This window comes from Rhizobium sp. P32RR-XVIII (assembly GCF_012641395.1).
In the GTDB taxonomy this organism is placed as follows: Bacteria; Pseudomonadota; Alphaproteobacteria; order Rhizobiales; family Rhizobiaceae; genus Rhizobium.
On sequence record NZ_JABAIH010000004.1, the window covers coordinates 382030 to 408153 of the forward strand.

General features: G+C 61.2%; 21 protein-coding genes. 19 read left to right on the forward strand and 2 right to left on the reverse strand.

The features are described from left to right. The first annotated feature begins 278 nt into the window (after positions 1–278). The 12 genes from mraZ to murB all read left to right on the forward strand — a co-directional run bounded on the left by mraZ (position 279) and on the right by murB (position 14117). Positions 279–719 carry a division/cell wall cluster transcriptional repressor MraZ gene (mraZ, locus tag HGP14_RS15085; RefSeq protein WP_168830675.1) on the forward strand — a complete coding sequence of 147 codons (441 nt, stop codon included), beginning with the start codon at positions 279–281 and terminating at the stop codon, positions 717–719. Between the two features lie 14 nt (positions 720–733). Next, on the forward strand, positions 734–1759 hold the full coding sequence (rsmH, locus tag HGP14_RS15090; protein ID WP_168830676.1) for a 16S rRNA (cytosine(1402)-N(4))-methyltransferase RsmH: 1026 nt from the start codon (positions 734–736) through the stop codon (positions 1757–1759). Position 1760: 1 nt separating this feature from the next. Further along, complete coding sequence (locus HGP14_RS15095) at positions 1761–2195, forward strand: hypothetical protein (protein WP_168830677.1); 435 nt, start codon at positions 1761–1763, stop codon at positions 2193–2195. 2 nt (positions 2196–2197) lie between these two features. Then, entirely contained in the window at positions 2198–3949 is a 1752-nt protein-coding gene (locus HGP14_RS15100; protein ID WP_168830678.1) for a peptidoglycan D,D-transpeptidase FtsI family protein, read from the forward strand. A 64-nt stretch (positions 3950–4013) separates the two neighbouring features. Next, entirely contained in the window at positions 4014–5474 is a 1461-nt protein-coding gene (locus HGP14_RS15105) for a UDP-N-acetylmuramoyl-L-alanyl-D-glutamate--2,6-diaminopimelate ligase (RefSeq protein WP_168830679.1), read from the forward strand. Next, on the forward strand, positions 5471–6904 hold the full coding sequence (locus HGP14_RS15110; RefSeq protein WP_168830680.1) for a UDP-N-acetylmuramoylalanyl-D-glutamyl-2,6-diaminopimelate--D-alanyl-D-alanine ligase: 1434 nt from the start codon (positions 5471–5473) through the stop codon (positions 6902–6904). The genes HGP14_RS15105 and HGP14_RS15110 overlap by 4 nt, the downstream gene beginning before the upstream one ends. Before the next feature lie 22 nt (positions 6905–6926). After that, on the forward strand, positions 6927–8027 hold the full coding sequence (gene mraY, locus HGP14_RS15115; RefSeq protein ID WP_168830681.1) for a phospho-N-acetylmuramoyl-pentapeptide-transferase: 1101 nt from the start codon (positions 6927–6929) through the stop codon (positions 8025–8027). 7 nt (positions 8028–8034) lie between these two features. Further along, positions 8035–9447, forward strand: coding sequence for a UDP-N-acetylmuramoyl-L-alanine--D-glutamate ligase (murD, locus tag HGP14_RS15120; protein WP_168830682.1), 1413 nt, complete (start codon positions 8035–8037; stop codon positions 9445–9447). A 1-nt stretch (position 9448) separates the two neighbouring features. Beyond that, a complete protein-coding gene (gene ftsW / locus HGP14_RS15125; RefSeq protein WP_168830683.1) occupies positions 9449–10603 on the forward strand; it encodes a putative lipid II flippase FtsW in 1155 nt (384 codons plus the stop codon). Between the two features lie 6 nt (positions 10604–10609). After that, entirely contained in the window at positions 10610–11734 is a 1125-nt protein-coding gene (gene murG / locus HGP14_RS15130) for an undecaprenyldiphospho-muramoylpentapeptide beta-N-acetylglucosaminyltransferase (RefSeq protein WP_168830684.1), read from the forward strand. Next, on the forward strand, positions 11731–13146 hold the full coding sequence (murC, locus tag HGP14_RS15135) for a UDP-N-acetylmuramate--L-alanine ligase (RefSeq protein WP_168830685.1): 1416 nt from the start codon (positions 11731–11733) through the stop codon (positions 13144–13146). Before murG ends, murC begins: the two co-directional genes overlap by 4 nt. Next, complete coding sequence (gene murB, locus HGP14_RS15140; RefSeq protein ID WP_168830686.1) at positions 13143–14117, forward strand: UDP-N-acetylmuramate dehydrogenase; 975 nt, start codon at positions 13143–13145, stop codon at positions 14115–14117. Before murC ends, murB begins: the two co-directional genes overlap by 4 nt. Positions 14118–14124: 7 nt before the next feature. On the opposite strand, the gene HGP14_RS15145 is transcribed toward murB, so the two are convergent. Together HGP14_RS15145 and HGP14_RS15150 are read right to left on the reverse strand one after the other, a co-directional pair. Next, positions 14125–15222 (reverse strand): metallophosphoesterase, encoded by a 1098-nt coding sequence (locus HGP14_RS15145; protein ID WP_168830687.1) that lies wholly within the window; start codon positions 15220–15222, stop codon positions 14125–14127. 111 nt (positions 15223–15333) lie between these two features. Then, entirely contained in the window at positions 15334–16638 is a 1305-nt protein-coding gene (locus HGP14_RS15150; protein ID WP_168830688.1) for an MFS transporter, read from the reverse strand. A gap of 497 nt (positions 16639–17135) precedes the next feature. On the opposite strand from HGP14_RS15150, the gene HGP14_RS15155 reads away from it, so the two are divergent. The 7 genes from HGP14_RS15155 to recN all read left to right on the forward strand — a co-directional run bounded on the left by HGP14_RS15155 (position 17136) and on the right by recN (position 26124). Beyond that, entirely contained in the window at positions 17136–18062 is a 927-nt protein-coding gene (locus HGP14_RS15155; protein ID WP_168830689.1) for a D-alanine--D-alanine ligase, read from the forward strand. Beyond that, positions 18050–18982, forward strand: coding sequence for a cell division protein FtsQ/DivIB (locus HGP14_RS15160; protein ID WP_168830690.1), 933 nt, complete (start codon positions 18050–18052; stop codon positions 18980–18982). Before HGP14_RS15155 ends, HGP14_RS15160 begins: the two co-directional genes overlap by 13 nt. Beyond that, positions 18979–20310 (forward strand): cell division protein FtsA, encoded by a 1332-nt coding sequence (gene ftsA, locus HGP14_RS15165; RefSeq protein WP_168830691.1) that lies wholly within the window; start codon positions 18979–18981, stop codon positions 20308–20310. The genes HGP14_RS15160 and ftsA overlap by 4 nt, the downstream gene beginning before the upstream one ends. A gap of 56 nt (positions 20311–20366) precedes the next feature. Next, positions 20367–22061 carry a cell division protein FtsZ gene (gene ftsZ / locus HGP14_RS15170; RefSeq protein WP_168830692.1) on the forward strand — a complete coding sequence of 565 codons (1695 nt, stop codon included), beginning with the start codon at positions 20367–20369 and terminating at the stop codon, positions 22059–22061. A gap of 287 nt (positions 22062–22348) precedes the next feature. Then, positions 22349–23305 carry a UDP-3-O-acyl-N-acetylglucosamine deacetylase gene (lpxC, locus tag HGP14_RS15175; protein WP_168830693.1) on the forward strand — a complete coding sequence of 319 codons (957 nt, stop codon included), beginning with the start codon at positions 22349–22351 and terminating at the stop codon, positions 23303–23305. 262 nt (positions 23306–23567) lie between these two features. Then, a complete protein-coding gene (locus tag HGP14_RS15180) occupies positions 23568–24437 on the forward strand; it encodes an outer membrane protein assembly factor BamD (protein WP_205927172.1) in 870 nt (289 codons plus the stop codon). Positions 24438–24450: 13 nt separating this feature from the next. Next, positions 24451–26124, forward strand: a complete 1674-nt coding sequence (gene recN / locus HGP14_RS15185; RefSeq protein WP_168830695.1) for a DNA repair protein RecN — start codon at positions 24451–24453, stop codon at positions 26122–26124.

Here is a 26124-nt window from a genome sequence, read left to right on the forward strand (position 1 = left end):
CCTAACCCTTTGTTAAACTTAACGGCTTATGAATTTACGATACGGCGCTCATCGCGAGACGGGCGTTTCCCATTGACGCCCACACGGTCCCATGATATCCCAGAAGTGCACTGCAAGAGGGCCGTCAAGCGCCCATCAATCGCAAAGCCAAGGCGTCTTTTTCTCCAGAGGCGCCGGATGGAGTATTGTTCATCCGGCTGGCGAAGCTGTGCCTGAATTTGAGGGTCCGGGGCAGCTGAGTTCCGTTCGGGCCCTTTCGGAAACGGATGTTTCGTGTCATGAGCCGCTTCCTTTCAAATGCGACCAACAGGATCGATTCCAAGGGCAGGGTTTCCGTGCCTGCGGCTTTTCGGTCCGTTTTGGCCCAGCGCAACGTCCAGGAGCTTTATTGCTTTCAGGACTTTGTCTTTCCGGCGATCAGCGTCGGCGGCCCGGACCTTCTCGAAAGGTTCGAGCGGCAGATTGCTGCGGAGGATCCGTTTTCGCCGGATGCGAACGAGATGTCGCTTCTCATTCATGGGGGCGGGGTCTTCATGAAGCTCGACGCCGAAGGACGGCTGATGGTCACGGATTTCATCCGCGACTTTACCGGCATCTCGGACGAGGTGGCCTTTGTCGGTCGGGCGGATCATTTTCAGCTGTGGCAGCCGCGTGCATTTCAGGCCGCCCAGACACAGGCACGAGGGGGGCGCAGGCCGGCGGGCAGGCACCCCGGATAAAACGAGGGCATGGAATGGCGGCGAATCCTGGCGGAGGTTCAACTGATGCCGGTGGCGGACCGGTTCGCCACATTCCGGTTCTTCTTGCCGAGGTGCTTTCGGCGCTTCAGCCCGCTTCCGGAAAAGTCATTCTCGACGGGACCTTTGGTGCAGGCGGCTATACGTCAGCCATTCTTGCGGCTGGGGCGGAAGTGATTGCGCTGGATCGCGACCCGACGGCAATTGCCGCCGGTCAGGAAATGGTCGCCGCCCACGGCGGTCGCCTCAAACTCATTCAATCGCAGTTCTCCAATCTTGCTGATCACGCGCCGACTGACGGGCTCGACGGCGTCGTGCTCGATATCGGCGTTTCGTCGATGCAGCTCGATGAAGCCGAGCGCGGCTTCTCCTTCCAGAAGGACGGCCCGCTCGATATGCGCATGTCGGGTTCCGGTGTGTCTGCCGCCGACGTCGTCAATCGCGCCAAGGTGGCGGAGCTCATCCGCATCTTTCATTTTCTGGGCGAAGAGGATCAGGCGCCCCGCATCGCCCACGCCATCGAGAAACGCCGGGCGGAAAAGCCGTTCGAGACGACGCGCGATCTTGCGGGGCTCATCGAGCTGGTGACGCCGCGCAAGATGAAGGACAAGATTCATCCAGCGACTCGCGTTTTCCAAGCTCTCCGCATCTTCGTCAATGACGAGCTTGGGGAGTTGGGACAGGCGCTCTTTGCTGCCGAACGCGTGCTGAAACCGGGCGGTCGCCTCGTCGTCGTGACCTTCCATTCGCTCGAAGACCGTATCGTCAAGAAATTCTTCTCCGATCGTGCCGGCAAGGCTTCGGGCTCTCGTCATCTGCCGGTGGCGCATGAGCGCGCCGCGACTTTCGAACCGCTCGGAAAATCAATGATTGCTGCAGGCAGGGCGGAAGCCGAGGCAAATCCGCGGGCGCGTTCAGCCAAGCTGCGGGCCGGCATGCGTACACATGCGACGGCTGAAGCCGCGGATATGTCGATCTTCGGATTGCCCAATCTTGCCAGCCTCGGAAAGCTTGGGGGTTGAAATGCTGAGAACGTTCGACGTCGTACTGATCGGCATCATGACGGCGGCAGCTGCGGTCACCTACACGATCAAGCACCGCGCAGAGCTGAAGCTGGAAGAGGTTCATCGCCTCGAGAGCGAGATCAAGCTCGAAAAGGACACCATTGATCTGCTCAAGGCAGACTGGGCGCTGCAGTCGCAGCCTAACCGGCTGGAGCGGCTGGTGAACGCATACAACGACGAACTCAAGCTGCAGCCGACGGACTCGACAGCGCTGGTTCATCTGCGGGAGTTGCCGATGCTGAAGTCGCAGGCTCCGGTTCCGGCAACTACCGAGGCCAAGAACGGCGCGAAGCCGGGCGCAGGCGCGGGAACGGCCGTTGCCGCCAAGGCACCGCCGGCTCCTGCCGCGCGTCCAGAAGAAGAGGACCTCATGTCAACCGGATCGGTGGAGTAGCCATGTCGTTCCTCTCTCGCATTATGGTGCTGAAGAGCCAGGCGCACTTTTCCTCCGGCGTCTATAACCGTTTCGGCGGCCCATCGGCGAGCTTGCCGCTCGAGGGATCGCGCAAGAAGCGAGCCAGTCAGGCAAAAAGCCGCGTCGGCCTGCTCATCCTGGGATTCACCGCAATTTACGGCATCATCGGCGGGCGCCTGGTAGAATATGCGCTGAAGGATCCGGAAGTTGTTTCCAGCATCCTGCCGCCCGACCGTCTGATGGCATCGCGTCCGGACATTCTCGACCGCAACGGCGAGGTGCTGGCAACCGACATCCGCACAGTTTCGCTCTTTGCCGAACCGAACAAGATCGTTGATGTGGATGAGGCGATCGAGAAGCTCTCAACCGTTTTGCCGGATCTCGACGCGAAGGGCACTTACAAGAAACTGTCGGTCAAGAGTTCGCATTTCGCATGGCTTCGCCGTCAACTGACGCCGAAGCAGCAGAGCCAGATTCTGGCGCTTGGCATTCCCGGCATCGGTTTTCGCCCGGAAAAGCGCCGCTTCTATCCGGGTGGCCCGACTGCCTCGCACATCCTCGGTTACGTCAACATCGACAACCGCGGCGTCAGCGGCATGGAGAAGTACATCGACGACCAGGGGCTCGCCGATCTGGCATCGGTGGGGATGACCAGCGATCAGCCGCTTGAGCCGGTCAAACTCTCGATCGACCTGCGTGTCCAGAACATCGTGCGCGATGTCGTATCCAGCGCAGTGATCAACTATGAAGCGAAGGGCGCCGGCGCCGTCGTTCTCGACGTTCACACGGGCGAGGTCCTGGCGTTGGCTTCGGCGCCCGACTTCGACCCGAACAATCCGGAAGGGGGCGCCAAGGAGGGCTGGCTGAACCGCATGTCGAACGGCACGTTCGAAATGGGCTCGACCTTCAAGACGTTCAGCACGGCCATGGCGCTCGACAGCGGCAAGGTTACGCTCAACTCCAGCTTCGACGCCACCCGGCCGATCCGCATCGGCGGCTTCACCATCCATGATTTCCATGGCCAGGGCCGGTGGCTGACCGTGCCGGAAATCTTCGAATATTCGTCCAATATCGGTACGGCGAAGATGATCGATCTCGTCGGCATGGATTTGCAGAAGGAATATCTGACACGCTTCGGTCTGCTGACGAAGATGAAGACCGAGCTGCCGGAAGTGAAGATGCCGAGCCAGCCAAAGGTCTGGAAGAAGATCAACTCGATCACGATTTCCTTCGGTCACGGCGTTTCCACGACACCGTTGCAGACAGCGGTTGCCGGCGCTGCACTCGTCAACGGAGGCAAGCTCATCGAGCCGACTTTCCTGCCGCGGACGCGAGAACAGGCGGATGAGGCGGCAGAGGTCATCGTCAAGAAGAGCACCAGCGACGACATTCGCTATCTGTTCAAATTGAACGGCCTCAAGGGCTCCGGGCGCAATGCCGACGTTCCGGGCTTCAATGTCGGCGGTAAGACGGGCACGGCCGACAAGGTCGTCAACGGCCGCTATGCGAGTAACCTGAACTTCAACGCGTTCCTCGCAGCGTTTCCGATCGATAATCCACAATATGTTGTGCTGACCTTCTGCGACGAGCCGCATAACGGCGAAAAGGGCCAGAACATCGCCGCTTATACGGCCGCACCGATGGTTAAGAACATCATCAGGCGAGCCGCGCCGATCCTTGGGGTCGAACCGCAATTCGGCGAAGACGGGTCGGCCTTGCTGGTGTCTTATTGAGTGTGAATGAATATTAGCGCCGATTCGCGTGGGGTGGTCGGCGTGAGAAGAGAAAAGACATTCAATGAAACTGCGGGACATCGCCGGAAGTGCGTTTCCGGAAATCAAGGAACAACTCGAAGGGCCGCTGGGCGGGTTGGAGATCTCCGGCCTTTCAGCCGATAGCCGCAAGATCGAGGCTGGAATGGCATTCGTTGCCGTCGCCGGTTCGAAGGCCGACGGCGCCAGCTTTATCGCCGATGCCGCCAGACAGGGCGCGGCGCTGATCGTTTCCTCGCAACCCGTCGAGGCCTCCGTTCCGGTCCTTCCGGTCAAGGAACCGCGCCGCTTTCTTTCCGTCGCCGCGGCGAATTTCTATCGCAAGCAGCCGGAGACGATGGTTGCCGTAACCGGGACTGCCGGCAAGACCTCGGTGGCGTCCTTCACGCGCCAGATCTGGACCTATGCCGGACATCCGGCGGCGATGATCGGTACGACCGGCGTCGTTTCGCCGACCCGCAATCAATATGGCTCGCTGACCACGCCCGATCCGGTTTCGCTCCACAAACTGCTCGCCGATCTCGCTGACGAAGGCGTCACGCACGCTTCGATGGAGGCATCGAGCCATGGGCTGGATCAATGCCGCCTTGACGGCGTGAGGCTTTCGGCTGCCGCCTTCACCAATCTCGGCCGCGATCACATGGACTATCATCCGACGGTGGAAAGCTACATGGCTGCCAAGATGCGGCTTTTCGATACGCTGCTGCCGAAGGGCTCGCCCGCCATCATCTTCGCTGACGATGCCTGGTCCGAGCAGGCGATCAAGGCGGCCAGGGAGGCGGGTCATGATGTCCGCACCGTTGGCCGCAAGGGTGACTATCTGACGCTCAAGCGGGTCGAGCACTTCCGCCACAAGCAGATCGCCGAGGTGCATGCCGGGGACGAGATATTCGAGGTCGATGTTCCGCTGGCCGGCGATTTCCAAGTCGCCAACGCACTGGTTGCGGCTGCACTCGCCATGTCCACCGGCGTTCCGGCCAAGACGGCCATGGCGGCGCTGGAGAAGCTGCAGGGCGCCTCCGGCCGTCTCGAACTCGTCGGCCATACGAAGGACGGCGCGCTCGCCTATGTCGATTACGCGCACAAGCCGGATGCGCTCGCCAATGTTCTGGAATCTGTCCGCCCGTTCACCACGGGCCGTGTGATCGTCGTCTTCGGCTGCGGCGGCGACCGCGACCGGGGCAAGCGCCCGATCATGGGCGAGATCGCCTGCCGCCTCGCGGATGTGGTGATCGTCACCGACGACAACCCGCGTTCCGAGGACCCGGCGACGATCCGCGCCGAGATCATGGCGGCGGCGCCATGTGCCACGGAAACCCCGGATCGTTCGAAAGCGATCTATCAGGCCGTCGAAATGATGAAATCCGGCGATACCTTGATCGTCGCGGGCAAGGGGCATGAAGAGGGACAGACCATCGGGAGTGTGACGCTGCCCTTCTCCGATCATGCCGAGGTGCGTGAGGCTTTGGAGGAGCTGAAACCGTGAGCTGGCTTTGGACGACGGAAGACATGATCAACGCCATGGCGGGCCGCCCGTTCGGCACGCTTCCTGAAGGCATTACCGGCATTTCGATCGACAGCCGCACGATAGGCCCAGGCGAAGCCTTCTTTGCAATCAAAGGCGACCGGGTCGACGGCCACGACTACGCCTCGATGGCCATGGCGAACGGCGCAACACTCCTCGTCGTCAGCGAAGCCCGTCTTTCGGGGCTCGGCCGGCTGACGGTTCCGATGATCGTCGTCGATGACGTCCTTGCCGCCCTCGGGCGATTGGCCGTCGCATCGCGGCGGCGTTCGCGGGCGCAGATCATCGCGGTCACAGGCTCGGTCGGCAAGACGACGACCAAGGAGATGCTCCGCCACGTGCTTTCGCCGTCGGGCAAGGTGCATGCTTCGGTCGCTTCCTTCAACAATCATTGGGGCGTGCCGCTGACGCTCGCGCGCATGCCGCTCGACACGCATTACGGCGTCTTCGAAGTCGGCATGAACCATCCGGGTGAGATCCGTCCGCTGGTGCAGATGATCCGCCCGCATGTTGCCGTCATCACGACGATCGCTCCGGCACATCTCGGCAATTTCAACAGCATCACGGAAATCGCCGCGGCAAAGGCCGAGATACTCGAAGGCCTGGTGCCCGGCGGGCATGTTGTGCTCAACCGCGACAATGAGCAGTACGATTTCCTGGAGCAGAGAGCGCAATCGCTCGGTGTCCAGAACATCCATTCCTTCGGCCAGCATGCCAAGGCGGAGTTCCGTCTTGCCGAATTCAACGGTTCGGATGAAAGCTCGGCGCTCTGGCTGACGATCGACGGCGAGACGCTCGAAGTGGCGATCGGCGCGCCCGGACGGCATATTGCTGAAAACGCACTGGCCGCCCTCGGCGTCGTCACCCTCGTCAACGCCGATCTGGACAAGGCAATCGCGGCGCTGGCCACTCTGCAGCCCGAAAAGGGCAGGGGCCGCCGCCACAAGCTTTCGATCGGGAATGGCAGCTTTACGCTGATCGACGAAAGCTACAATGCCAATCCTGCTTCCATGCGCGCTGCAATCGCGCTGCTTGCGGCGGCTGATCCGGCTGGCCACGGGCGACGCATCGCGGTGCTCGGCGACATGCTGGAGATGGGCGACTATGCGCAAGAACTCCATTCGGAGCTTTCCGAGCCGCTGCTTGCGGCCGGCATCGAACATGTCTGGCTCGCGGGCAAGGAGATGACGGCGCTGAAGGATGCTCTTCCGGACAGCGTCCACGTCGAATACCGGGAGACGGCGGAAGAACTCGCAAAATATGCATTGAACTCGGTCGCGCCAGGCGACGTGTTGATGGTGAAGTCGTCACTGGGGATTGGGTTTGGCAAGATTGTCGCCGCGCTCCTTGACAAGTTTGCGCCATTTGCCGACACGCAACGCGAACTTTGACCGGGTAAACAAGGGGCCCTGAATGCTGATTTGGCTAGTCGAACTGTCGGACCATTTGAAATTTCTGAACTTGTTCAGATACATTACCTTCCGCACGGGTGCCTCCCTCTTCACTTCCGCTCTCATCGTCTTTCTCTTCGGGCCGGCGATCATCAAGTCGCTCCGCATCCGGCAGGGCAAGGGCCAGCCGATCCGCGCGGACGGGCCTCAGACGCATTTCAAGAAGGCCGGCACGCCGACGATGGGCGGCCTGATGATCCTTGCCGGTATCGTCGGCGCCTCGCTGCTATGGGCCGACCTTTCGAACGTCTACGTGGTGGCGACGCTGCTCGTCACCCTCGGCTTCGGCGCGATCGGCTTCTATGACGATTATCTCAAGGTCACCAAGCAGAGCGACAAGGGCTTTTCGGGAAAGGCGCGTCTCGGTATCGAATTCATCATTGCAGGCATCGCGGTCTACTTCATGATGCGCACGGCGCTTGCCTCCGGCACGGCAGGCTCGACTTTTGGCTCCTCGGTCGCTTTCCCGTTCTTCAAGGATTTCATGCTCGATCTCGGCATCATGTTCGTGGTCTTCGGCGGTTTCGTCATCGTCTCGGCGGGCAACGCCGTCAACCTGACGGATGGCCTGGATGGGCTGGCGATCGTTCCGGTGATGATTGCTGCCGCCTCCTTCGGCGTCATCGCCTATCTTGCCGGTAACGCAGTCTTTGCGAACTACCTGCAGATCAATTTCGTGCCTGGCACCGGCGAGCTTGCCGTCGTCCTGGGCGCCGTCATCGGTGCCGGCCTCGGCTTCCTCTGGTTCAACGCGCCGCCCGCGGCAATCTTCATGGGCGATACTGGTTCTCTGGCGCTCGGGGGCACGATTGGAACCGTTGCCGTCGCCACCAAGCACGAGATCGTCATGGCGATCATCGGCGGCCTCTTCGTCGCGGAAACGCTCTCCGTCATCATCCAGGTCGGCTTTTTCAAGATGACTGGACGCCGGGTCTTCCTGATGGCACCGATCCATCACCACTTCGAAAAGAAGGGCTGGACTGAAAGCCAGGTGGTCATCCGTTTCTGGATCGTCGCCGTCGGCCTTGCGCTGCTTGGCCTTTCCACCCTCAAGCTGCGGTGAGCGGACCATGATCCCGGTCACCACGCTCGCTGGAAAAAAGGTTGCGCTCTTCGGGCTCGGCGGTTCGGGGCTCGCCACGGCCCGGGCGTTGGTTGCAGGCGGCGCCGATGTCACCGCATGGGATGACAATCCCGATAGCGTTGCGGCCGCGAGCGCGGAGGGCATCCGGACGGGCGATCTCCACAACATCGATTGGTCCTCGCAGTCGCTATTCGTGCTCTCCCCGGGCGTACCGTTGACGCATCCGAAGCCGCACTGGACGGTCGATCTCGCGCGGGCCGCCGGTGTCGATATTGTCGGCGACGTCGAACTCTTCGTCCGCGAGCGACGGGCGCACGCGCCGGATTCCCCGTTCATTGCGATCACCGGCACGAACGGCAAGTCGACCACCACCGCACTGATCGCGCATATCCTGAAGTCCAGCGGCCGGGATACGCAGCTTGGCGGCAATATCGGCACCGCGGTGCTGACGCTCGATCCGCCGAAGCCCGAGCGCTATTATGTCGTCGAGTGCTCATCCTATCAGATCGACCTTGCGCCGACGCTGAACCCGTCCGCCGGCATTCTGCTCAACCTCACACCCGACCATCTCGATCGCCACGGCACGATGCAGCATTATGCCGACGTCAAGGAACGGCTGGTTGCAGGCAGCACGACGGCCATCGTTGGCGTCGACGACAGCCATTGCGAAATGATCGCCGACCGTATCGAGCGGGCAGGGACGAAGGTGGTCCGCATTTCGCGCCGGCAAACGCTGGCTGACGGTATCTACGCCGAAGGAGCCAAGCTCATGCAGGCCTCTTCCGGTACCGCTCTGCCGATCGCCGACCTTACCGGCATCCAGACGCTTCGCGGCAGCCACAATGCGCAGAATGCCGCTGCTGCGGTTGCGGCCTGCCTCGCCGTCGGGGTTTCGCCCGAGGAGATCCGCGCCGGTCTTGCCTCCTTCCCCGGCCTCAAGCACCGCATGCAGCCGGTGGGGAGGCGCGGCAATGTCGTCTTCGTCAATGATTCGAAGGCGACGAATGCCGACGCTGCGGCACCGGCACTCTCAAGCTACGATCGCATCTACTGGATCGCCGGTGGTCTGCCCAAGACAGGCGGCATCACGACGCTGGCGCCGTTCTTCCCACACATCGCCAAGGCCTATCTGATCGGGGAGGCGGCAGCGGAGTTTGCTGCGACGTTGGGTGAAGCCGTGCCATACGAGATTTCCGGGACGCTGGATCGGGCTGTCGCGCACGCGGCTGCCGATGCGGAAAAAGATGAGACTGGCCCTGTCGCGGTGATGTTATCCCCGGCTTGCGCAAGCTTCGACCAGTACAAGAACTTCGAAGTCAGGGGCGATGCATTTGTCAGCCATGTGGCAGCGCTCGATGGAGTGACCATGCTGATCGGTTCGGCAACAGGAGATAAATGACATGGTAAGCCGCGCGGAACGTGGGCCTTTGGCCGATTGGTTTTGGACCATCGACCGCTTTTTCCTGGCGATGTTCATCTTCCTCATGGGCATCGGTTTCATGCTCTCATTCGCGGCCTCACCGGCGGTTGCCGAGCGTATCGGGCTTGAACCCTTCCACTTCGTGAAGCGTCACGCGGCCTTCATGATCCCGTCGATCGCCGTCATGATCGGGCTTTCCTTCCTGACGCCGCGCCAGGTGCGGCGGACAGCGATCGTGCTGCTCGTCGTCTCGCTGGCGATGATGCTTCTGGCGCTTTTCTTCGGGGTCGAGGTCAAGGGTTCCCGCCGCTGGGTGACGCTGGCCGGCCTCTCGATCCAGCCGTCCGAATTCATGAAGCCGGCCTTCGTCGTCGTCTGTGCCTGGCTTTTCGCCGAGCATGCGCGCCAGCCCGAAATCCCCGGCAATCTCTTTGCGATCATCCTCTTCGGCATGGTGGCTTCGCTTCTGGTCGCTCAGCCCGACCTTGGCCAGACGATCCTGACGACCGCTGTCTGGGGCGGCATGTTCTTCATGGCCGGCATGCCCTGGATATGGATCATTCTGCTCGGCGTCGGCGGCGTGGGCGGTCTGGTCACCGCCTATTATGTCTTCCCGCACGTGGCGGGACGAATAGACAAGTTCATGACCGGCGAGGGCGATACGTTCCAGATCGACACCGCCCGTGAGGCCATCATCCGCGGCGATTGGTTTGGCCAGGGCCCGGGCGAAGGCATCGTCAAGCGCATCATCCCGGACGCCCATACCGACTTCATCTTCTCTGTCGCTGCCGAGGAGTTCGGCATCGTTTTCTGTATCGCACTCGTTTTGCTGTTCACGGTCCTTGTTTTGAGGGGGCTGTCGCACGCATATAAGGAGAAGAACGATTTCAACCGGTTTGCTGTTGCCGGCCTCGTGCTGCAGATGGGCATCCAGTCGATCATCAATATCGGCGTCAATCTCGAACTGCTTCCGGCGAAGGGCATGACGCTGCCGCTGATTTCCTATGGCGGCTCGTCCATGGTCGCGATCTGCGTCACCGCCGGTTTCATTCTCGCGCTGACGCGCCATCGCCCGGAAAAACGTGCCCAGGAGCGGAGCCTCTTCCGCGTGCCGCACGGAATGCCGGCGGAGTAAGAGCCTATGAGTAAAGGCATTGTCCTGCTTGCCGCTGGGGGAACCGGCGGCCACGTCTTTCCCGCGGAGGCTTTGGCCTATGAGCTGAAGGCCCGCGGTTATTCCGTGCACCTCGTAACCGACAGCAGGGCCGAGCGCTTTGCCGGTAAGTTCCCCGCAGACGAAATCCATGTCGTGCCGTCGGCGACGATCGGCTCGAAGAACCCGTTTGCCGTCGCGCGTTCTCTCTGGACGCTCTGGACTGGAATGCGGGCTGCCAAAAGGTTGATCCAGCGCATCAAGCCCTCGGTCGTCGTCGGCTTCGGCGGCTATCCGACCGTGCCGCCACTGCTTGCGGCCACACGTCTCGGCGTACCGTCGATGATCCACGAGCAGAATGCGGTTATGGGCCGGGCCAACAAGGCACTGGCGCAGCGTGTGCAAGCCATTGCGGGCGGCTTTCTGCCGGAGAACGGCGGCGCTTACCCCGAGAAGACGGTAACGACCGGCAATCCTGTCCGTCCGGCGATTATCGAAGCTGCGAAGGTGCCGTACAAGCCTTCCCATGCCGGCGAGCCCTTCAACCTCGTCGTCTTCGGCGGCAGCCAGGGTGCCCAATATTTCTCGAAGGTGATGCCGACGGCAATCAGCCTGCTCGACGACGAACTGCGTGCGCGGCTGCGCATTACCCAGCAGGTGCGTCCCGAAGATATGGAGATGGTCAGCGGCTGTGTCGCACAGCTCCGCATGGGTGCGGATATCGCGCCGTTCTTCACTGACATGGCGGAGCGTTTTGCGAATGCGCATCTGGTGATTTGCCGTTCGGGTGCTTCTACTGTTTCGGAAATTTCCGTGATCGGCCGGCCTGCCGTGCTGGTGCCTTATCCGCATGCGCTTGATCACGATCAGGCAGCGAATGCCGCTGCTCTTGCCGCGACAGGCGGCGCCAAGGTCATCGCCCAATCCGAGCTGTCCTCGGAGAAGATCGCTTCGATCCTGACCCATGCGATGAACGACCCGGAGAAGCTTGCCCGCATGGCAGCGGTGGCAAAGCAGGCTGGGAAACCGGACGCTGCGAACTTGCTTGCCGGCATGGTTGAGGCTATTGCCGCCGGACGTACGATTGCAGACTTCAAGGGGGCGCACACATGAAACTGCCGAAGGCCATAGGTCTCGTCCATTTCATCGGTATCGGTGGCATCGGCATGAGCGGGATCGCCGAGGTGCTGCACAATCTCGGCCACAGGGTTCAGGGATCTGACCAGTCCGACGGCGCCAACGTGCAGCGCCTGCGTGACAAGGGCATCAAAGTCTCTGTCGGTCACAAGGCCGAAAACCTGGGCGACGCCGAGGTCGTGGTCGTCTCGACCGCCATCAAGAACGAAAACCCGGAGCTCATCGCCGCGCGCGAAAAGCTGTTGCCTGTCGTGCGCCGCGCCGAGATGCTTGCCGAGCTGATGCGCTTCCGCAATGCGATCGCCATCGGCGGTACGCATGGCAAGACGACGACGACATCGTTGGTCGCGGCGCTGCTTGAAGCGGGCGGGCTTGATCCGACCGTCATCAATGGCGGCATCATCAACGCCTATGGTACGAACGCCCGCATGGGCGAGGGCGAGTGGATGGTCGTGGAGGCCGATGAGTCCGACGGCACGTTCCTGAAGCTGCCAGCCGATGTTGCGGTCGTCACCAACATCGATCCCGAACATCTCGATCACTATGGCAATTTCGACGCCGTCCGCGCCGCCTTCCGGCAGTTTGTCGAAAACGTTCCGTTTTACGGCTTCGGCGTCATGTGCCTTGACCATCCTGAAGTGCAGGCTCTTGTCAGCCGCATCGAGGATCGCAAGGTTGTCACCTACGGTGAAAATCCGCAGGCCGACGTCCGCTTCATGAATGTGCGTATCGACGGCGCGCGGTCGATCTTCGATGTCGAAATCCGCCGCCGCCGCACGGGGCAGGTGATCCGGCTCGACGATCTCGTGATGCCGATGCCCGGCCGGCACAACATTTCAAATGCAACAGCCGCTATCGCGGTTGCCCACCGTCTCGGCATTTCGAACGCAGACATCGCCAAAGGACTTGCCTCCTTCGGTGGTGTCAAGCGGCGCTTCACCCTTACCGGCGAGTGGAATGGCGTTCAGATCTTCGACGACTACGGACATCACCCTGTCGAGATCAAGGCCGTCCTGAAGGCGGCTCGGGAGGCCTGCAAGGGCCGCGTCATTGCCGTTCATCAGCCGCATCGCTACACCCGCCTATCGAGTCTGTTCGAGGAGTTTGCCGGTTGCTTCAACGACGCGGACAACATCCTCCTCGCTCCCGTCTATGCCGCGGGCGAAGACCCCATCGAAGGTGCGAATTCCGAAGCGCTCGTTTCACGCATCAAGGCGGGCGGCCATCGAAACGCGCGTTTCCTTGCCACGCCGGAGCTTCTACCGGAAATGATCGCTGAGATTGCAAAGCCAGGCGATTTTGTGGTTCTGTTAGGGGCAGGGAGTATTACTTACTGGGCAGCCGCGCTGCCCGGACAACTGGAAGGCCTTTCGGGAAAATCCGCATGAAACAGGTGAATGGGGAAAAGCTTCTCAAGTCTCTAGGCGCAGGTGTGAAAGACATCCGCGGCCGCATCACGCCGGATGCCCCGATGGACCGCGTCACGTGGTTCCACGCTGGCGGCCTTGCCGAGCTGATGTTCCAGCCGCATGACGAGGCGGACCTGATCGCCTTCCTGAAGATCCTTCCGGAAGGGGTGCCGCTGACCGTCGTCGGCGTTGGTTCGAACATTCTCGTGCGCGATGGCGGCATTCCCGGTGTCGTGCTGCGCCTCTCCGCCAAGGGCTTCGGTGGGCTGGAGCTTGCGGGTGACAATCGTATTCTCGCGGGCGCTATCTGCCCGGACAAGCACGTAGCCGCAATGGCGATGGACAACGGCATCGGCGGTTTGCATTTCTATTATGGCATCCCCGGCAGCATCGGCGGAGCGGCACGCATGAATGCGGGCGCCAACGGCAGCGAGACCCGCGAACGGGTCGTCGAGGTCAATGCCATCGACCGCAAAGGCAAGAAGATCGTGCTGTCGAACAAGGAGATGGGGTATTCCTACCGCCATTCCGCTGCCTCGCCCGACCTGATATTTACGTCCGTGCTATTCGAAGGCTATCCGGAGGATCGCGCAAAAATCCGTGCCGAGATGGACGCTGTGCGGAATCACCGCGAGACGGTCCAGCCGATCCGCGAGAAGACCGGCGGCTCGACCTTCAAGAACCCAGAAGGCCATTCGGCCTGGAAACTGATCGATGAGGCTGGTTGCCGCGGTCTTGTCATCGGCGGTGCGCAGATGTCGTCGCTTCACTGCAACTTCATGATCAACATGGGGCAGGCGACCGGCTACGATCTCGAGTATCTCGGCGAGCAAGTCCGCCGCGAAGTGTTCGAGAACTCCGGCATCAAGCTCGAATGGGAGATCAAGCGTCTCGGCGCCTTCATGCCGGGCCGCGAGGTGCGGCCGTTCCAGGGCGTGACCAGCGAATAAGAGCGCTTCAGCGCAGGGCTTTGCTGAAGGCGGTGTCGAATCTGACGCCGCCTTTGTCATCTGCGGCTTCGCCGATCGCCACATCCATCGTGTTGCTTGTCACCCGGACAAGACAGAAGCCGCCCATGAAGGCTGCCTTGGCCTTGAAGACGTCGATGCCGTTGACCTTATAGGTCATCGGCGTGTCGTGCTCATGGCCGTGGAAGATGCCGATTATATTGTAGCCGCTGAGGGTTGCGAGCAGATCCTGACGTTCTGATTCATCCCACCAGTGCGGCGTGCCGGTGCCAGCGTCGTCGAAGGTCTTCTTTTTCGGATCCCAGCGCTCGACTGAAAAATGGTCCCAGCCATAATGCTGAAAGATGACGACTGGCCGGCCGTCGCCGGCGTAGGATTTGAGATCCCGTTTCATCCAGTCGAGACCGCTGGCTGTGCCTTTGTTGGTGTCACCGGCGTATCGCTGCGCCTGTATGAGATGCAGGCCGCCCCAGTTCCAAGAATAATTGTCCGAGGCTTCGTCATAATTGTCGACCGGCACGGCCGGCTTGAAGAAGACGCTCGGCTTGTGATTCATTTGCACATAGTCGCGAAGCTCGTCGCGATACCAGTCGGTCTGCGGCGGTCGCCCATCCTGATCGAGATCGTGGTTGCCAAGCCCGACATAGACCGGGAAGTGCACCTGGTCCGGGCCGCGGCCCTGCTGGTAGCGATGCGAGAACTGCAGGAGCTGAGAGCCTTCAGCGAACTCCGCAGTCTGCCCGCCGCCATCGTCGGTGACGTCGCCGCAGACGATGATGCCTTGCGGGCGGGCGATGCGCTGCCCTGCGGCGCTCAAGCCACTCGGCTTGCCGCCGATCGCTTCCGGCCACGTCTGATGGTGAATGTTATTGAGCGCCAGAATATGCCGCAGCAGATTTGCGTCGGTTTTGCCTTCCTGCTGGCAGTTCGGGCTGAGCCCGTCTCCGAAACGGCAGGCATGGACGTCGCTGATGACGAGGAAGGTAACGTTGACAGGTGGGATGGTTGCCGGCCGCGCGATCGATGGCATGGATAAGGCAACGCCAGCAGTCAGGCCCTGTGTCAGCAGTGATCGCCTTGTCAGCATCCCTGGTCTCGTCCGTTGTGGAGGAACAGTATGCTCAACGCCAACAGGCAGCAACAAAAAGGCCGCGGCAGGTTCCCGCCGCGGCCTTCGAATTTAAGCAGACAGTCTCAATCAGACTTCGTCGCGACCGGACGCCAGGATGCAGATCAGCGTGATCACGGCGGCGAGGCCGAGATAGTAGCCGACATAGGTCATGCCGTAGGTTGCCTGTAGCCAGGTGGCGATATAGGGCGCCAGCGAGGCGCCGAAGATGCCGGCAAGGTTGAAGGTGATCGACGAGCCGGTGTAGCGCACTGCGGTCGGGAAGGGTGCCGCCAGCGCGGTGCCGATCAGGCCGTAGGTCATGCCCATGAGAGCCATCGCGACAACGGCGAAGACGACGATGCTTGCTTCGCCGCTGGTCATCAGGCCGGGCAGGAAGAAGGAGAAGATGCCGATCAGGACCGTCGTCAGGATCAGCATCTCGCGGCGCCCGAATTTCTCGGCGAGCTTGCCGACGATCGGGATGAAGATGCCGAAAACGACCGAGCCGATGATCTGGATTTCCAGCGCGTCCAGGAACGGTATCTTCAGGACCTTGACGTTGTAGGAGAGAAGATAGGCCGAGCCGATATAGAACAGCACGAAGGTGGCGAGCGCCACAAAGGTGCCGAGGAAGAGGCTGCGTTTGTGCCTGCGGAAGAGTTCTCCGACCGGCACGGCAACACGCTCATGCTTGTCGATCGCCCTTTGGAAATCCGGCGTTTCGGTGATCGAAAGGCGAACCCACAGGCCGATGGCGATCAGGATGATCGAGGCGATGAACGGCACGCGCCAGCCCCAGCTCAGCAGCGCATCCTGAGAGATGACCTGAAGAAGCAGCCAGAAGACAGCAGACGACAGGAACAGGCCGACCGGGGCGCCGAGCTGCGGGAACATGCCGTACCAGTCGCGCTTGCCTTCCGGTGCGTTCTCGGTTGCCAGCAGGACCGCACCGCCCCATTCCCCGCCGAGACCGAAGCCTTGGCCGAAGCGGCACAATGCCAGCAGAAGCGGTGCGACGACGCCGATGGAGTCGTAGGAGGGCAGGAGGCCGATAATAACCGTGGAAATTCCCATCGTGAGGAGAGCGGCGACCAGCGTCGTCTTGCGGCCAATCCTGTCGCCGAAGTGGCCGAAGACCACGGCGCCGAGAGGGCGCGCGAAGAAGGCGATCGAGAAGGTGGCGAAGGAGGCGAGGAGAGCGGTGGTCGGATCATTGTTCGGGAAGAACAGCGTCGGGAAGACCAGGACGGCTGCTGTCGCATAGACATAGAAATCGAAGAATTCGATCGTGGTGCCGACAAGGCTCGCGATCAGAACACGCGCCGGCGAATTGACTTGCGCACTGTTCGATGAAGCAGGTGTCGGCGATACGGTAGATATCGCTTCAGACATTTTCATTCCATTTTAGGATTTCATATTGAGGGCGGCCCTCGACGGGGTCGCCGGCGTCTTAACGCAATTTTTAGTGCACGCAAACGTTAAGTAAGCAAGAAAGTGATGAAATTCGACGCCCCGGCATGAGGATCATTTCCCGCGCGCCGCCCGTTGACTGGCGCGCTCCGGCTTGGCCTGCCTGGGACATCGCGTCGCCAAAGGTAAATGCCGAGGCCGCTCCCGATGGCTTTCCAGCCACTATGTGCGTGTTTTTTCATGCCCTGAGCGAACTTCAGCATGCGGCTGCAAGGTGCTGATTTGGAGTCGAAAACATAGAGGCGCCCTCCAGCTCTGAGACGTCCGAAATCGTGGCCGCGGACGTTCGGTTAATAAAAGTAAACACTTCATTAACCATAATGTTGTCTTATCCCTACGCTGTCTGAAGTGAGCCGGATTCGCCGGCAAGTGTGGCGCAAACCACGAAACGCAGGCTGAAAGTTATTTTGGGGGTAAGTATGAGTCGCAAGCATGTCGCTGTCCTGATGGGCGGATTTTCTTCGGAGAGACCGGTAAGTCTGTCTTCGGGAACGGCTTGCGCGGATGCTCTCGAAGCCGAAGGCTTTCACGTTACCCGCATTGACGTCGATCGCGACGTTTCCGCGAAGCTCGCGGCGCTTCGTCCCGATGTCGTCTTCAACGCGCTGCATGGTCCTTTCGGTGAGGACGGCACGATTCAGGGCATCCTGGAATACCTCGAAATTCCCTACACGCATTCGGGCGTCCTGGCCTCTGCGCTTGCGATGGACAAGGGCAAGGCGAAGGGGGTTGCCGCTGCGGCAGGCATTCCGGTTGCGCAATCAGAGGTCATCAATCGCTTTGCCTTTCCGCCCGAGCACCCGATGGCGCCTCCCTATGTGGTGAAGCCTGTTCGCGAGGGGTCGAGCTTCGGGGTCCTGATCGTTCAGGAGGATCAGTCGCATCCGCCGCAGATCATCAGCTCGCCTGAGTGGCGCTACGGCGAAGAAGTCATTGTCGAGCGGTACGTTTATGGTCGTGAGCTTACCTGCGGCGTCATGGGCGACAAGGCTCTTGGCGTGACCGAAGTGGTGCCGCAGGGTCACAACTTCTATGACTATGACGCCAAGTATGCGGCCGGCGGCTCAAAACACGTCATCCCTGCGAAAATTTCACCGAATATTTACCAAAAAATACAAACATTGGCGTTAAGGGCGCATCAAGCAATTGGTTGTCGCGGCGTTAGTCGGTCTGACTTCCGCTATGACGATCGGTTCTCCGAAGACGGTGAAGTTATCTGGCTGGAAGTGAATACCCAGCCCGGCATGACGCCAACCTCCCTTGTGCCCGAAATGGCCGGTCATGCCGGTTATTCCTTTGGTGAGTTTCTGCGCTGGATGGTGGAGGACGCTTCTTGTTCTCGTTGACGGTCAAAAGGATAGGTCGCCCGAGTCGTCAGTCGGTCATCGCTCTGCCCGAGGGCGATGGTCGGATGGTTCTGCCGCGCCCGCTGCGCCGTATCGTGCGCTTCCTCGTCAGCCTGGGAAGTGGGCGCATCCATATTCCGGCCCATGCGGGGACGGTCTCTGCTCTGGCGTTCTTCGCAGCGACCGGTCTCTACGGAATGTCGCTCGGCGGCCATACGGAAGCGGTCGCGCAGGCGACGACGACGGCGGCCGGATTCGCGATCGAAGATGTGAAGGTCTCCGGCAATTCGGCGACCTCGGAAATCGAGATTCTCCAGCTTCTCGGGCTTGATGGCACGACGTCGCTGGTGGCGCTCGATGTCGATGCTGCGCGCCAGAAGATTGCCAAGCTTCCCTGGGTCGAAAGCGTCGAGGTCAGGAAGGTCTATCCGAAGACGATTGAGGTGAAGCTGAAGGAGCGCCAGGCCTATGCGATCTGGCAGCACGGGCAGGAGCTTTCGCTGATCGAGAAGAACGGCAGCGTCATCGCGCCGCTTCGCGACAACAGGTTCTCGTCGCTGCCTCTCGTCGTCGGTCGCGATGCGGAAACCGCTGCGGTTTCGCTCGAAGGCGAGTTTGCGAAGTGGCCCGACATCAAGTCGCGCGTGAAGGCTTATGTTTGGGTCTCAAGCCGCCGTTGGGATTTGCACATGGACAACGGCATCGTCGTGAAGCTGCCCTCGGAGGATGTCGATCAGGCGCTCGCCAGACTCTCGAAATTCGACAAGGAACAAGATCTTCTGGCGCGTGACATCGCAGCCGTCGATCTCCGGCTGATGGACAGAACCGCAATCCAGTTGACCCCGGAGGCCATGGCGCGCCGGCAGGTTGTTCTCGATCAGCGGACCAAGGATTTGAAAAAGGCGGGGCAGAATATATGAGCTTGTTCGGTTCATCCCATTTTGGATTGCCGCGCCTGAAGCCGCTTTCGTCGAAGCGGTCTCACATCGTTTCGGTGCTCGACATCGGCTCGACCAAGGTCGTCTGCATGATCGGCCGTCTGACGCCGCGGGAGGAGAGCGAAATCCTTCCGGGCCGCACGCACAACATCGAAATCATCGGCATTGGTCATCAGCGCTCACGCGGCATCAAGACCGGTGTCATCGCCGATCTCGATGCGCTCGAGAGCGTGATCCGTCTCGCCGTCGACGCGGCCGAGCGCATGGCGGGTCTTACCGTCGAAAGCCTGATCGTCAACCTGACCGCGGGCCGTCTCGGAAGCGACGTTTACACGGCGACGATCGATCTCGGCGGGCAGGAAGTCGAGCTGAACGATCTCAAGAAAGTGCTTGCCGCCGCTTGCCAGCAGTCGCTGCGCCAGGATCGCGCTGTGCTCCACTCGCTTGCCACCGGCTTTTCGCTCGATGGCGAACGCGGTATCCGCGATCCGCTTGCGATGTTCGGCGATGTTCTCGGCGTCGACATGCATGTCGTGACTGCCGAACGCGCAGCCTTGAAGAACCTCGAGCTCAGCGTCAATCGTGCACATCTCTCCGTGGAAGGTATCGTGGCAACGCCCTACGCGTCGGGTCTTGCAGCTCTCGTGGACGACGAAGTCGAGCTCGGCTGCTGCGCGATCGACATGGGTGGCGGCACGACGACGCTCTCGGTCTTTGCGGAAGGCAAGCTTGTTCATACCGATGCGGTCGGCCTTGGCGGTCACCACGTCACCACCGATCTGGCGCGCGGTCTTTCGACCCGTATCGAAGATGCGGAGCGTCTGAAGGTCGTTCATGCTTCGGCGTTCTCGAATTCTTCCGACGAGCGCGAGCTGATCTCCATCCCGCCGATCGGCGAGGATGAGCGCGATCAGCCGACGCAGGTGCCGCGCGCGCTCGTCTCGCGCATCGTGGCTGCGCGCATCGAGGAAACGATGGAATTGATTCGCGACCGTATCCAGCGCTCGGGCTTCAGCCCCATCGTCGGAAAGCGCGTCGTGCTGACGGGCGGTGCCAGCCAGCTCACCGGTCTTGCGGAAGTGGCGCGGCGCATTCTCGCCCGCAACGTTCGCATCGGCCGCCCGATGGGCGTCTCCGGCCTGCCGACGGCAGCCAAGGGCCCGGCCTTTTCGACAGCGGTCGGCCTGATGATCTATCCGCAGGTCGCGGACATGGAAACACATGCGTCACAGAGCGGTCTGCTCATGTCGCTTGGGGGTAATAACAGCCGCATCGCCCGGATGGGCCAGTGGCTGAAGGAAAGCTTCTGAAATTGAGTGAATTGGCCGGCGTGGCGATGCGGCCATAAAGAGAAGGAACTGGTAACATGACTATCAAGCTGCAAAAGCCTGACATCACAGAGCTGAAGCCGCGCATCACCGTATTCGGTGTCGGCGGCGGCGGCGGCAACGCTGTCAACAACATGATCTCCGCCGGGCTCCAGGGCGTCGACTTTGTGGTCGCCAATACCGATGCCCAGGCGCTGATGATGACGAAGGCCGAACGCATCATCCAGCTCGGTGCTAGTGTTACCGAAGGTCTGGGTGCCGGATCGCAGCCGGAGGTCGGCCGCGCAGCCGCGGAAGAGTGCATCGATGAGATCATCGACCACCTCAACGGCACGCATATGTGCTTCGTCACTGCCGGCATGGGCGGCGGCACGGGCACGGGCGCGGCTCCGGTCGTTGCTCAGGCAGCCCGCAACAAGGGCATCCTGACCGTCGGCGTCGTCACCAAGCCGTTCCACTTCGAAGGCGGCCGCCGCATGCGTCTCGCCGAAGCGGGCATCGAGGAACTGCAGAAGTCGGTCGATACGCTGATCGTCATTCCGAACCAGAACCTCTTCCGCATCGCAAACGACAAGACGACCTTCGCCGATGCGTTCGCAATGGCCGACCAGGTTCTCTATTCGGGCGTTGCCTGCATCACGGATCTGATGGTCAAGGAAGGTCTCATCAACCTCGACTTCGCAGACGTCCGCTCGGTCATGCGCGAAATGGGCCGTGCAATGATGGGCACCGGTGAAGCTTCCGGCCAGGGCCGTGCGATGCAGGCTGCGGAAGCCGCGATCGCCAACCCGCTGCTGGACGAAACCTCGATGAAGGGTGCTCAGGGTCTCCTGATCTCCATCACCGGTGGCCGCGACCTGACGCTCTTCGAAGTCGACGAAGCTGCGACGCGCATCCGCGAAGAAGTCGATCCGGATGCCAACATCATCCTCGGCGCGACCTTCGACGAATCGCTGGAAGGCATCATCCGCGTTTCCGTTGTCGCAACCGGTATCGACCGTGCGCTCAACCAGCAGGCGGCCAAGACCTTCCAGCCTGCCGCCAAGCCGGCTATCCGTCCCTCCGCGGCCGCTGCTCCGGCACCGGCCGCAGTTCAGCCTGCGCCAGTGATGCAGGCACCGAAGCCAGTCGACACGATCGCGCAGGCCATCCGCATGGCGGAAGCCGATATGGAGCGTGAGCTCGAGATGCCGGCTCCGCGTCAGGCAGCGCCGGTGCAGCAGCCTGCTGCTCAAGAAGCCTTCCGCCCGCAGAGCCGCATCTTCGCAGCCGCTCCGGAAGCTCGCCCGGCTCCCGTGCAGCACGCTCCGGCACCGGTCATGAGCCAGCCGGCTCCGCAGCCGGTCATGCAGCAGCCGATTCGCCAGGAGTCTGCTGTCATGCAGCCGGTCCGTATGCCGAAGATCGAGGACTTCCCGCCGGTCGTTCAGGCCGAGATTGACCGCCGCACCCAACCGGCCGCTCCCCAGGCACATGAGGAGCGTGGCCCGATGGGCCTGCTGAAGCGAATCACCAATTCGCTTGGCCGCCGCGAGGAAGAGGTTGCCACGGAAATGACGGCAGCACCTGCCGCCGCTTCGCAGCAGCGCCGCCCGCTTTCGCCCGAGGCGAGCCTTTATGCACCGCGCCGCGGGAATCTCGACGATCAGGGCCGCGCCGTTCCGCAGGCCCGCATGGTGCAGGAAGACGACCAGCTCGAAATTCCTGCATTCCTGCGCCGCCAGTCGAACTAAGCGCGCCACCGAATCGCCACGGATGTGCCCGGGATAACAGTCCCGGGCACAGGCGTTTCAAAGCGGCACGAAACCGCATATTTTCCGAAGCAATTCAAGCGGATGTTTCGTAACAAAGCGAAACGAACAGTGATTTGGATTGCAGCCCTGTCACACGTATGTATGGAGCCCGGCTACCGTGCCTCGCCGCTTCATGGCGACAATTCGGCGGTGGGCAAAATTACTTGGCGGTTTGCTTTCCGTGCTTTTGGCGCTAGGGACCGCAAGGGCAATAAAGGCAGATATTTATGGTTATTGGCATGCTTGGCTTCCAGACGACGGTTTCGCGCCCGGTGACGCTTTCGGGCATCGGCGTCCATTCCGGCGCGGAAGTCTCCATTACTTTCAACCCGGCTGAAGTCGATACCGGCGTCGTTTTCCAGCGTGTGCATAAAGACGGTAGCGCTACCGAACTGCGTGCAGTCTCCTCTCAGGTCGGTAACACTGATCTCTGCACTGTCCTCGGCTTTTCGCCGGCGCATTCGGTTGCGACGATTGAACATGTCATGGCAGCGGTTTATGCGCTTGGCCTCGACAACGTCCTGATCGAAGTCGATGGCGCGGAAATGCCGATCATGGACGGCAGCTCGATGCCCTTCATCGAAGCGATCGAGCAGGTCGGCCTCGTCTCGCAGGGTGTGAAGCGCCGCTATATCCGCATTACCAAACCGGTCCGCATCGAGCACGGCGGCTCCTGGAGCGAATTCCGCCCGTATGACGGTACCCGCTTCGAAGTGGAGATCGATTTCGACTGCCCGCTGATCGGCCGCCAGAAATGGGAAGGCGACCTGACTGCCGCAAGATTCAAGTCCGAGCTTGCGCGCGCGCGCACCTTCGGCTTCATGCGTGACGTGGAACGTCTCTGGGCCTCAGGTCATGCGCTCGGTTCGTCGCTGGAGAATTCCGTCGTCATTTCCGACGACAATACCGTCGTCAACGTCGAAGGCCTGCGCTACGCAAAGGACGAGTTCGTGCGTCACAAGACGCTCGATGCCGTCGGCGACCTGGCGCTTGCTGGCGCTCCGTTCATCGGCTGCTACCGCTCCTATCGCGGCGGCCACAAGATGAATGCCAATGCTTTGAAAGCCCTGCTCAGTGATCCGACGGCCTATGAAGTTGTCGAGACATCCGCTACACGCCCACGCACGGCGCCCCGCGATTTCATCGCGGTCAACGCACCCGGATTCGCTCCCTGGTCGGCATGACCTCCAAACCGAAATTTAGGCCAGGCCGCCCCTTCGAGGGGCGGCTTTTTTATGGGCATTCGACAGCGAATAAATGTTCTCCAGCATATGTTTAAGTGCAAAACGCGCAATTAAAGACAAAAACCGGGGTATTCTGCCGCCTACTGCCACAAAAATGCGTTAATGCCTCATCATTGCGTTGCTCTTGCCGCATATTTGTGGCTAGAAACGCCGCGAGGCGCATGCCTGCCGCGGGGTGGATAGCGGCACTTGGGATTCTTTTATGGGTTATGCAAGGTCTGAAGGTATGATGAAGACAGCGCGCGCTTTGCTCGCATCGCTCGTGGTTCTGAGTGCAGGCGCCCTGATTTCCGGTTGCACATCGGACCCCGATATCGACATCACCAAGCTCGGCGTCAACAACGATCCGCCGGATGTCCTCTACAACCAGGCGCTTGCCAACATGAAGGCGGGCAACATGGTCGAGGCGTCACGGAAATTCGACGCGATCGACCGCGAGAACCCGTTCTCCGAATGGGCGCGCAAGGCTCTCGTCATGAGCACCTTCGTCAAGTACCGGCAGGGCAAGATCGATGATGCGCTGGCTTCGGGTAACCGCTATATGGCGCAGTACCCGAAGTCCGAAGATGCAGCCTATGTTCAGTACCTGATCGGCCTTAGCTATTCGAAGCAGATTTCCGACGTGACGCAGGATCAACGGGCATCCAGCAAGACCATCGAAGCCATGCAGGCCGTCGTCGACAATTATCCGGACTCCGAGTACGTCGACGATGCGCAGGCGAAGATCCGCTTCGCTCGAGACCAGCTCGCCGGCAAGGAGATGCAGATCGGCCGGTATTACCTTGAGCGCAAGGAATATCTTGCGGCTATCTCCCGCTTCCGTATCGTGGTCGAGAAGTATCCGAACACGAATCAGATCGAAGAAGCGCTGGCGCGTCTGGTCGAGGCCTACTACGCGATGGGTATCGTGGAAGAAGCCCAGACGGCAGCCGCCGTTCTCGGTCACAACTATCCGGATAGCCAGTGGTACGCAGACTCCTTCAAGCTTTTGAAGAACGGTGGTACCGAGCCGCGCGAAAACCCGGGTTCCTGGATCGCTGCTGCAGGCAAGAAACTCCTGCTCGGCACGTGAGGCCTGAAACGCGATGCTGATCCAGCTTGCGATCCGCGATATCGTCCTGATCGAGCGGCTGGATCTCGCCTTCGAAACCGGTCTTTCGGTTCTGACGGGCGAGACCGGCGCTGGCAAGTCCATCCTGCTCGACAGTCTTTCGCTTGCACTCGGCGGGCGCGGCGACGGCGGCCTTGTGCGCCATGGCGAGGACAAGGGGCAGGTGACTGCTGTCTTCGATGTCGGCATGGATCACGGCGCCCGCAAGCTTCTGCGCGAGAACGGCATCGACGACGAAGGCGATCTGATTTTCCGTCGTCAGCAATCCGCCGACGGCCGCACCAAGGCCTATGTCAACGATCAGCCGGTCAGCGTGCAGTTGATGCGCCAGGCGGGGCAGATGCTCGTCGAAATCCACGGGCAGCACGATGACCGCGCGCTCGTCGACACCCATGCCCATCGCCTGCTGCTCGACGCTTTCGCCGGCATCAACGAGGATGCGGCTTCCGTGTCCGAGCTTTACCGCATCTGGCGCGATGCCGAGAAAACGCTCAAAAAGCATCGCGAGAAGGTGGAGAACGCGGCGCGTGAAGCCGATTATCTCCGTTCCTCCGTCGATGAGCTGGAAAAGCTTTCGCCGCAGGACGGCGAAGAGGATGAGCTTGCTGACCGCCGCCAGAAGATGATGAAAGCGGAGCGGATTGCCGGCGATATTGCCGAAGCCTCCGAATTTCTGAATGGCAACGCCTCTCCTGTGCCGCATATCGCTTCGCTGGTGCGCCGGCTCGAGCGGAAGAGCCACGAGGCGCCCGGACTGCTGGAGGACACCGTGGCGCTGCTCGATGCGGCACTGGATCAGCTTTCCAACGCGCAGATGGAAGTAGAGGCGGCTCTGCGCAAGACGGAATACGACCCGAAGGAACTTGAGCGCGTCGAGGAGCGCCTCTTCGCGCTGCGCGCTGCGTCACGCAAGTATTCGGTGCCAGTGACCGAGCTTCCGGCGCTCGCCGTGCGTATGATTACCGAGTTGGCCGATCTTGATGCCGGCGAGGAGAAGCTGGTCAAACTTGACGCCGAAGTGGGCATCGCCAAGGCCAATTACGATGCCGCCGCCCGCTCGCTCTCGGACAAGCGTCACCATGCAGGCGAGGCGCTTGCTGCTGCTGTCATGGCCGAGCTTCCGGCGCTGAAGCTGGAGCGCGCCCGCTTCATGGTCGAGATTACGACCGATGCCGCGGAACCGACCGCCGAGGGCATCGATGTCGTCGAGTTTCACGTTCAGACGAATCCGGGCACGCGTCCGGGCTCGATCATGAAGGTGGCATCGGGCGGTGAGCTCTCGCGCTTCCTGCTGGCGCTGAAGGTGGCGCTCGCCGATCGCGGTTCCGCGCCGACGCTCGTCTTCGACGAAATCGACACCGGCGTGGGCGGCGCCGTTGCCGATGCTATCGGCCAGCGCCTGAAGCGGCTCTCCAAGCGTGTACAGGTGCTTTCGGTCACCCATGCGCCGCAGGTTGCCGCACGGGCTGCCACCCATCTGCTCATCTCTAAGGGTCCTATTCCGGGCGAATCGGAAAAGATCGCGACCCGCGTTGCCACCATGGCGCAAAAGGACAGGACCGAGGAAATTGCACGCATGCTCGCGGGCGCTTCTGTTACCGAGGAGGCCCGGGCAGCGGCGGCGCGGCTGCTCGCAGCTGCCGACTAA

What these genes read in the sequence shown, in the direction of transcription:
- mraZ (WP_168830675.1), top strand. Translation starts at nt 279, where the DNA reads ATGAGCCGCTTCCTTTCAAATGCGACCAACAGGATCGATTCCAAGGGC.
- rsmH (WP_168830676.1), top strand. Translation starts at nt 734, where the DNA reads ATGGCGGCGAATCCTGGCGGAGGTTCAACTGATGCCGGTGGCGGACCG.
- HGP14_RS15095 (WP_168830677.1), top strand. Translation starts at nt 1,761, where the DNA reads ATGCTGAGAACGTTCGACGTCGTACTGATCGGCATCATGACGGCGGCA.
- HGP14_RS15100 (WP_168830678.1), top strand. Translation starts at nt 2,198, where the DNA reads ATGTCGTTCCTCTCTCGCATTATGGTGCTGAAGAGCCAGGCGCACTTT.
- HGP14_RS15105 (WP_168830679.1), top strand. Translation starts at nt 4,014, where the DNA reads ATGAAACTGCGGGACATCGCCGGAAGTGCGTTTCCGGAAATCAAGGAA.
- mraY (WP_168830681.1), top strand. Translation starts at nt 6,927, where the DNA reads ATGCTGATTTGGCTAGTCGAACTGTCGGACCATTTGAAATTTCTGAAC.
- murD (WP_168830682.1), top strand. Translation starts at nt 8,035, where the DNA reads ATGATCCCGGTCACCACGCTCGCTGGAAAAAAGGTTGCGCTCTTCGGG.
- ftsW (WP_168830683.1), top strand. Translation starts at nt 9,449, where the DNA reads ATGGTAAGCCGCGCGGAACGTGGGCCTTTGGCCGATTGGTTTTGGACC.
- murG (WP_168830684.1), top strand. Translation starts at nt 10,610, where the DNA reads ATGAGTAAAGGCATTGTCCTGCTTGCCGCTGGGGGAACCGGCGGCCAC.
- murC (WP_168830685.1), top strand. Translation starts at nt 11,731, where the DNA reads ATGAAACTGCCGAAGGCCATAGGTCTCGTCCATTTCATCGGTATCGGT.
- murB (WP_168830686.1), top strand. Translation starts at nt 13,143, where the DNA reads ATGAAACAGGTGAATGGGGAAAAGCTTCTCAAGTCTCTAGGCGCAGGT.
- HGP14_RS15145 (WP_168830687.1), bottom strand. Translation starts at nt 15,222, where the DNA reads ATGCTGACAAGGCGATCACTGCTGACACAGGGCCTGACTGCTGGCGTT.
- HGP14_RS15150 (WP_168830688.1), bottom strand. Translation starts at nt 16,638, where the DNA reads ATGTCTGAAGCGATATCTACCGTATCGCCGACACCTGCTTCATCGAAC.
- HGP14_RS15155 (WP_168830689.1), top strand. Translation starts at nt 17,136, where the DNA reads ATGAGTCGCAAGCATGTCGCTGTCCTGATGGGCGGATTTTCTTCGGAG.
- ftsA (WP_168830691.1), top strand. Translation starts at nt 18,979, where the DNA reads ATGAGCTTGTTCGGTTCATCCCATTTTGGATTGCCGCGCCTGAAGCCG.
- ftsZ (WP_168830692.1), top strand. Translation starts at nt 20,367, where the DNA reads ATGACTATCAAGCTGCAAAAGCCTGACATCACAGAGCTGAAGCCGCGC.
- lpxC (WP_168830693.1), top strand. Translation starts at nt 22,349, where the DNA reads ATGGTTATTGGCATGCTTGGCTTCCAGACGACGGTTTCGCGCCCGGTG.
- HGP14_RS15180 (WP_205927172.1), top strand. Translation starts at nt 23,568, where the DNA reads ATGGGTTATGCAAGGTCTGAAGGTATGATGAAGACAGCGCGCGCTTTG.
- recN (WP_168830695.1), top strand. Translation starts at nt 24,451, where the DNA reads ATGCTGATCCAGCTTGCGATCCGCGATATCGTCCTGATCGAGCGGCTG.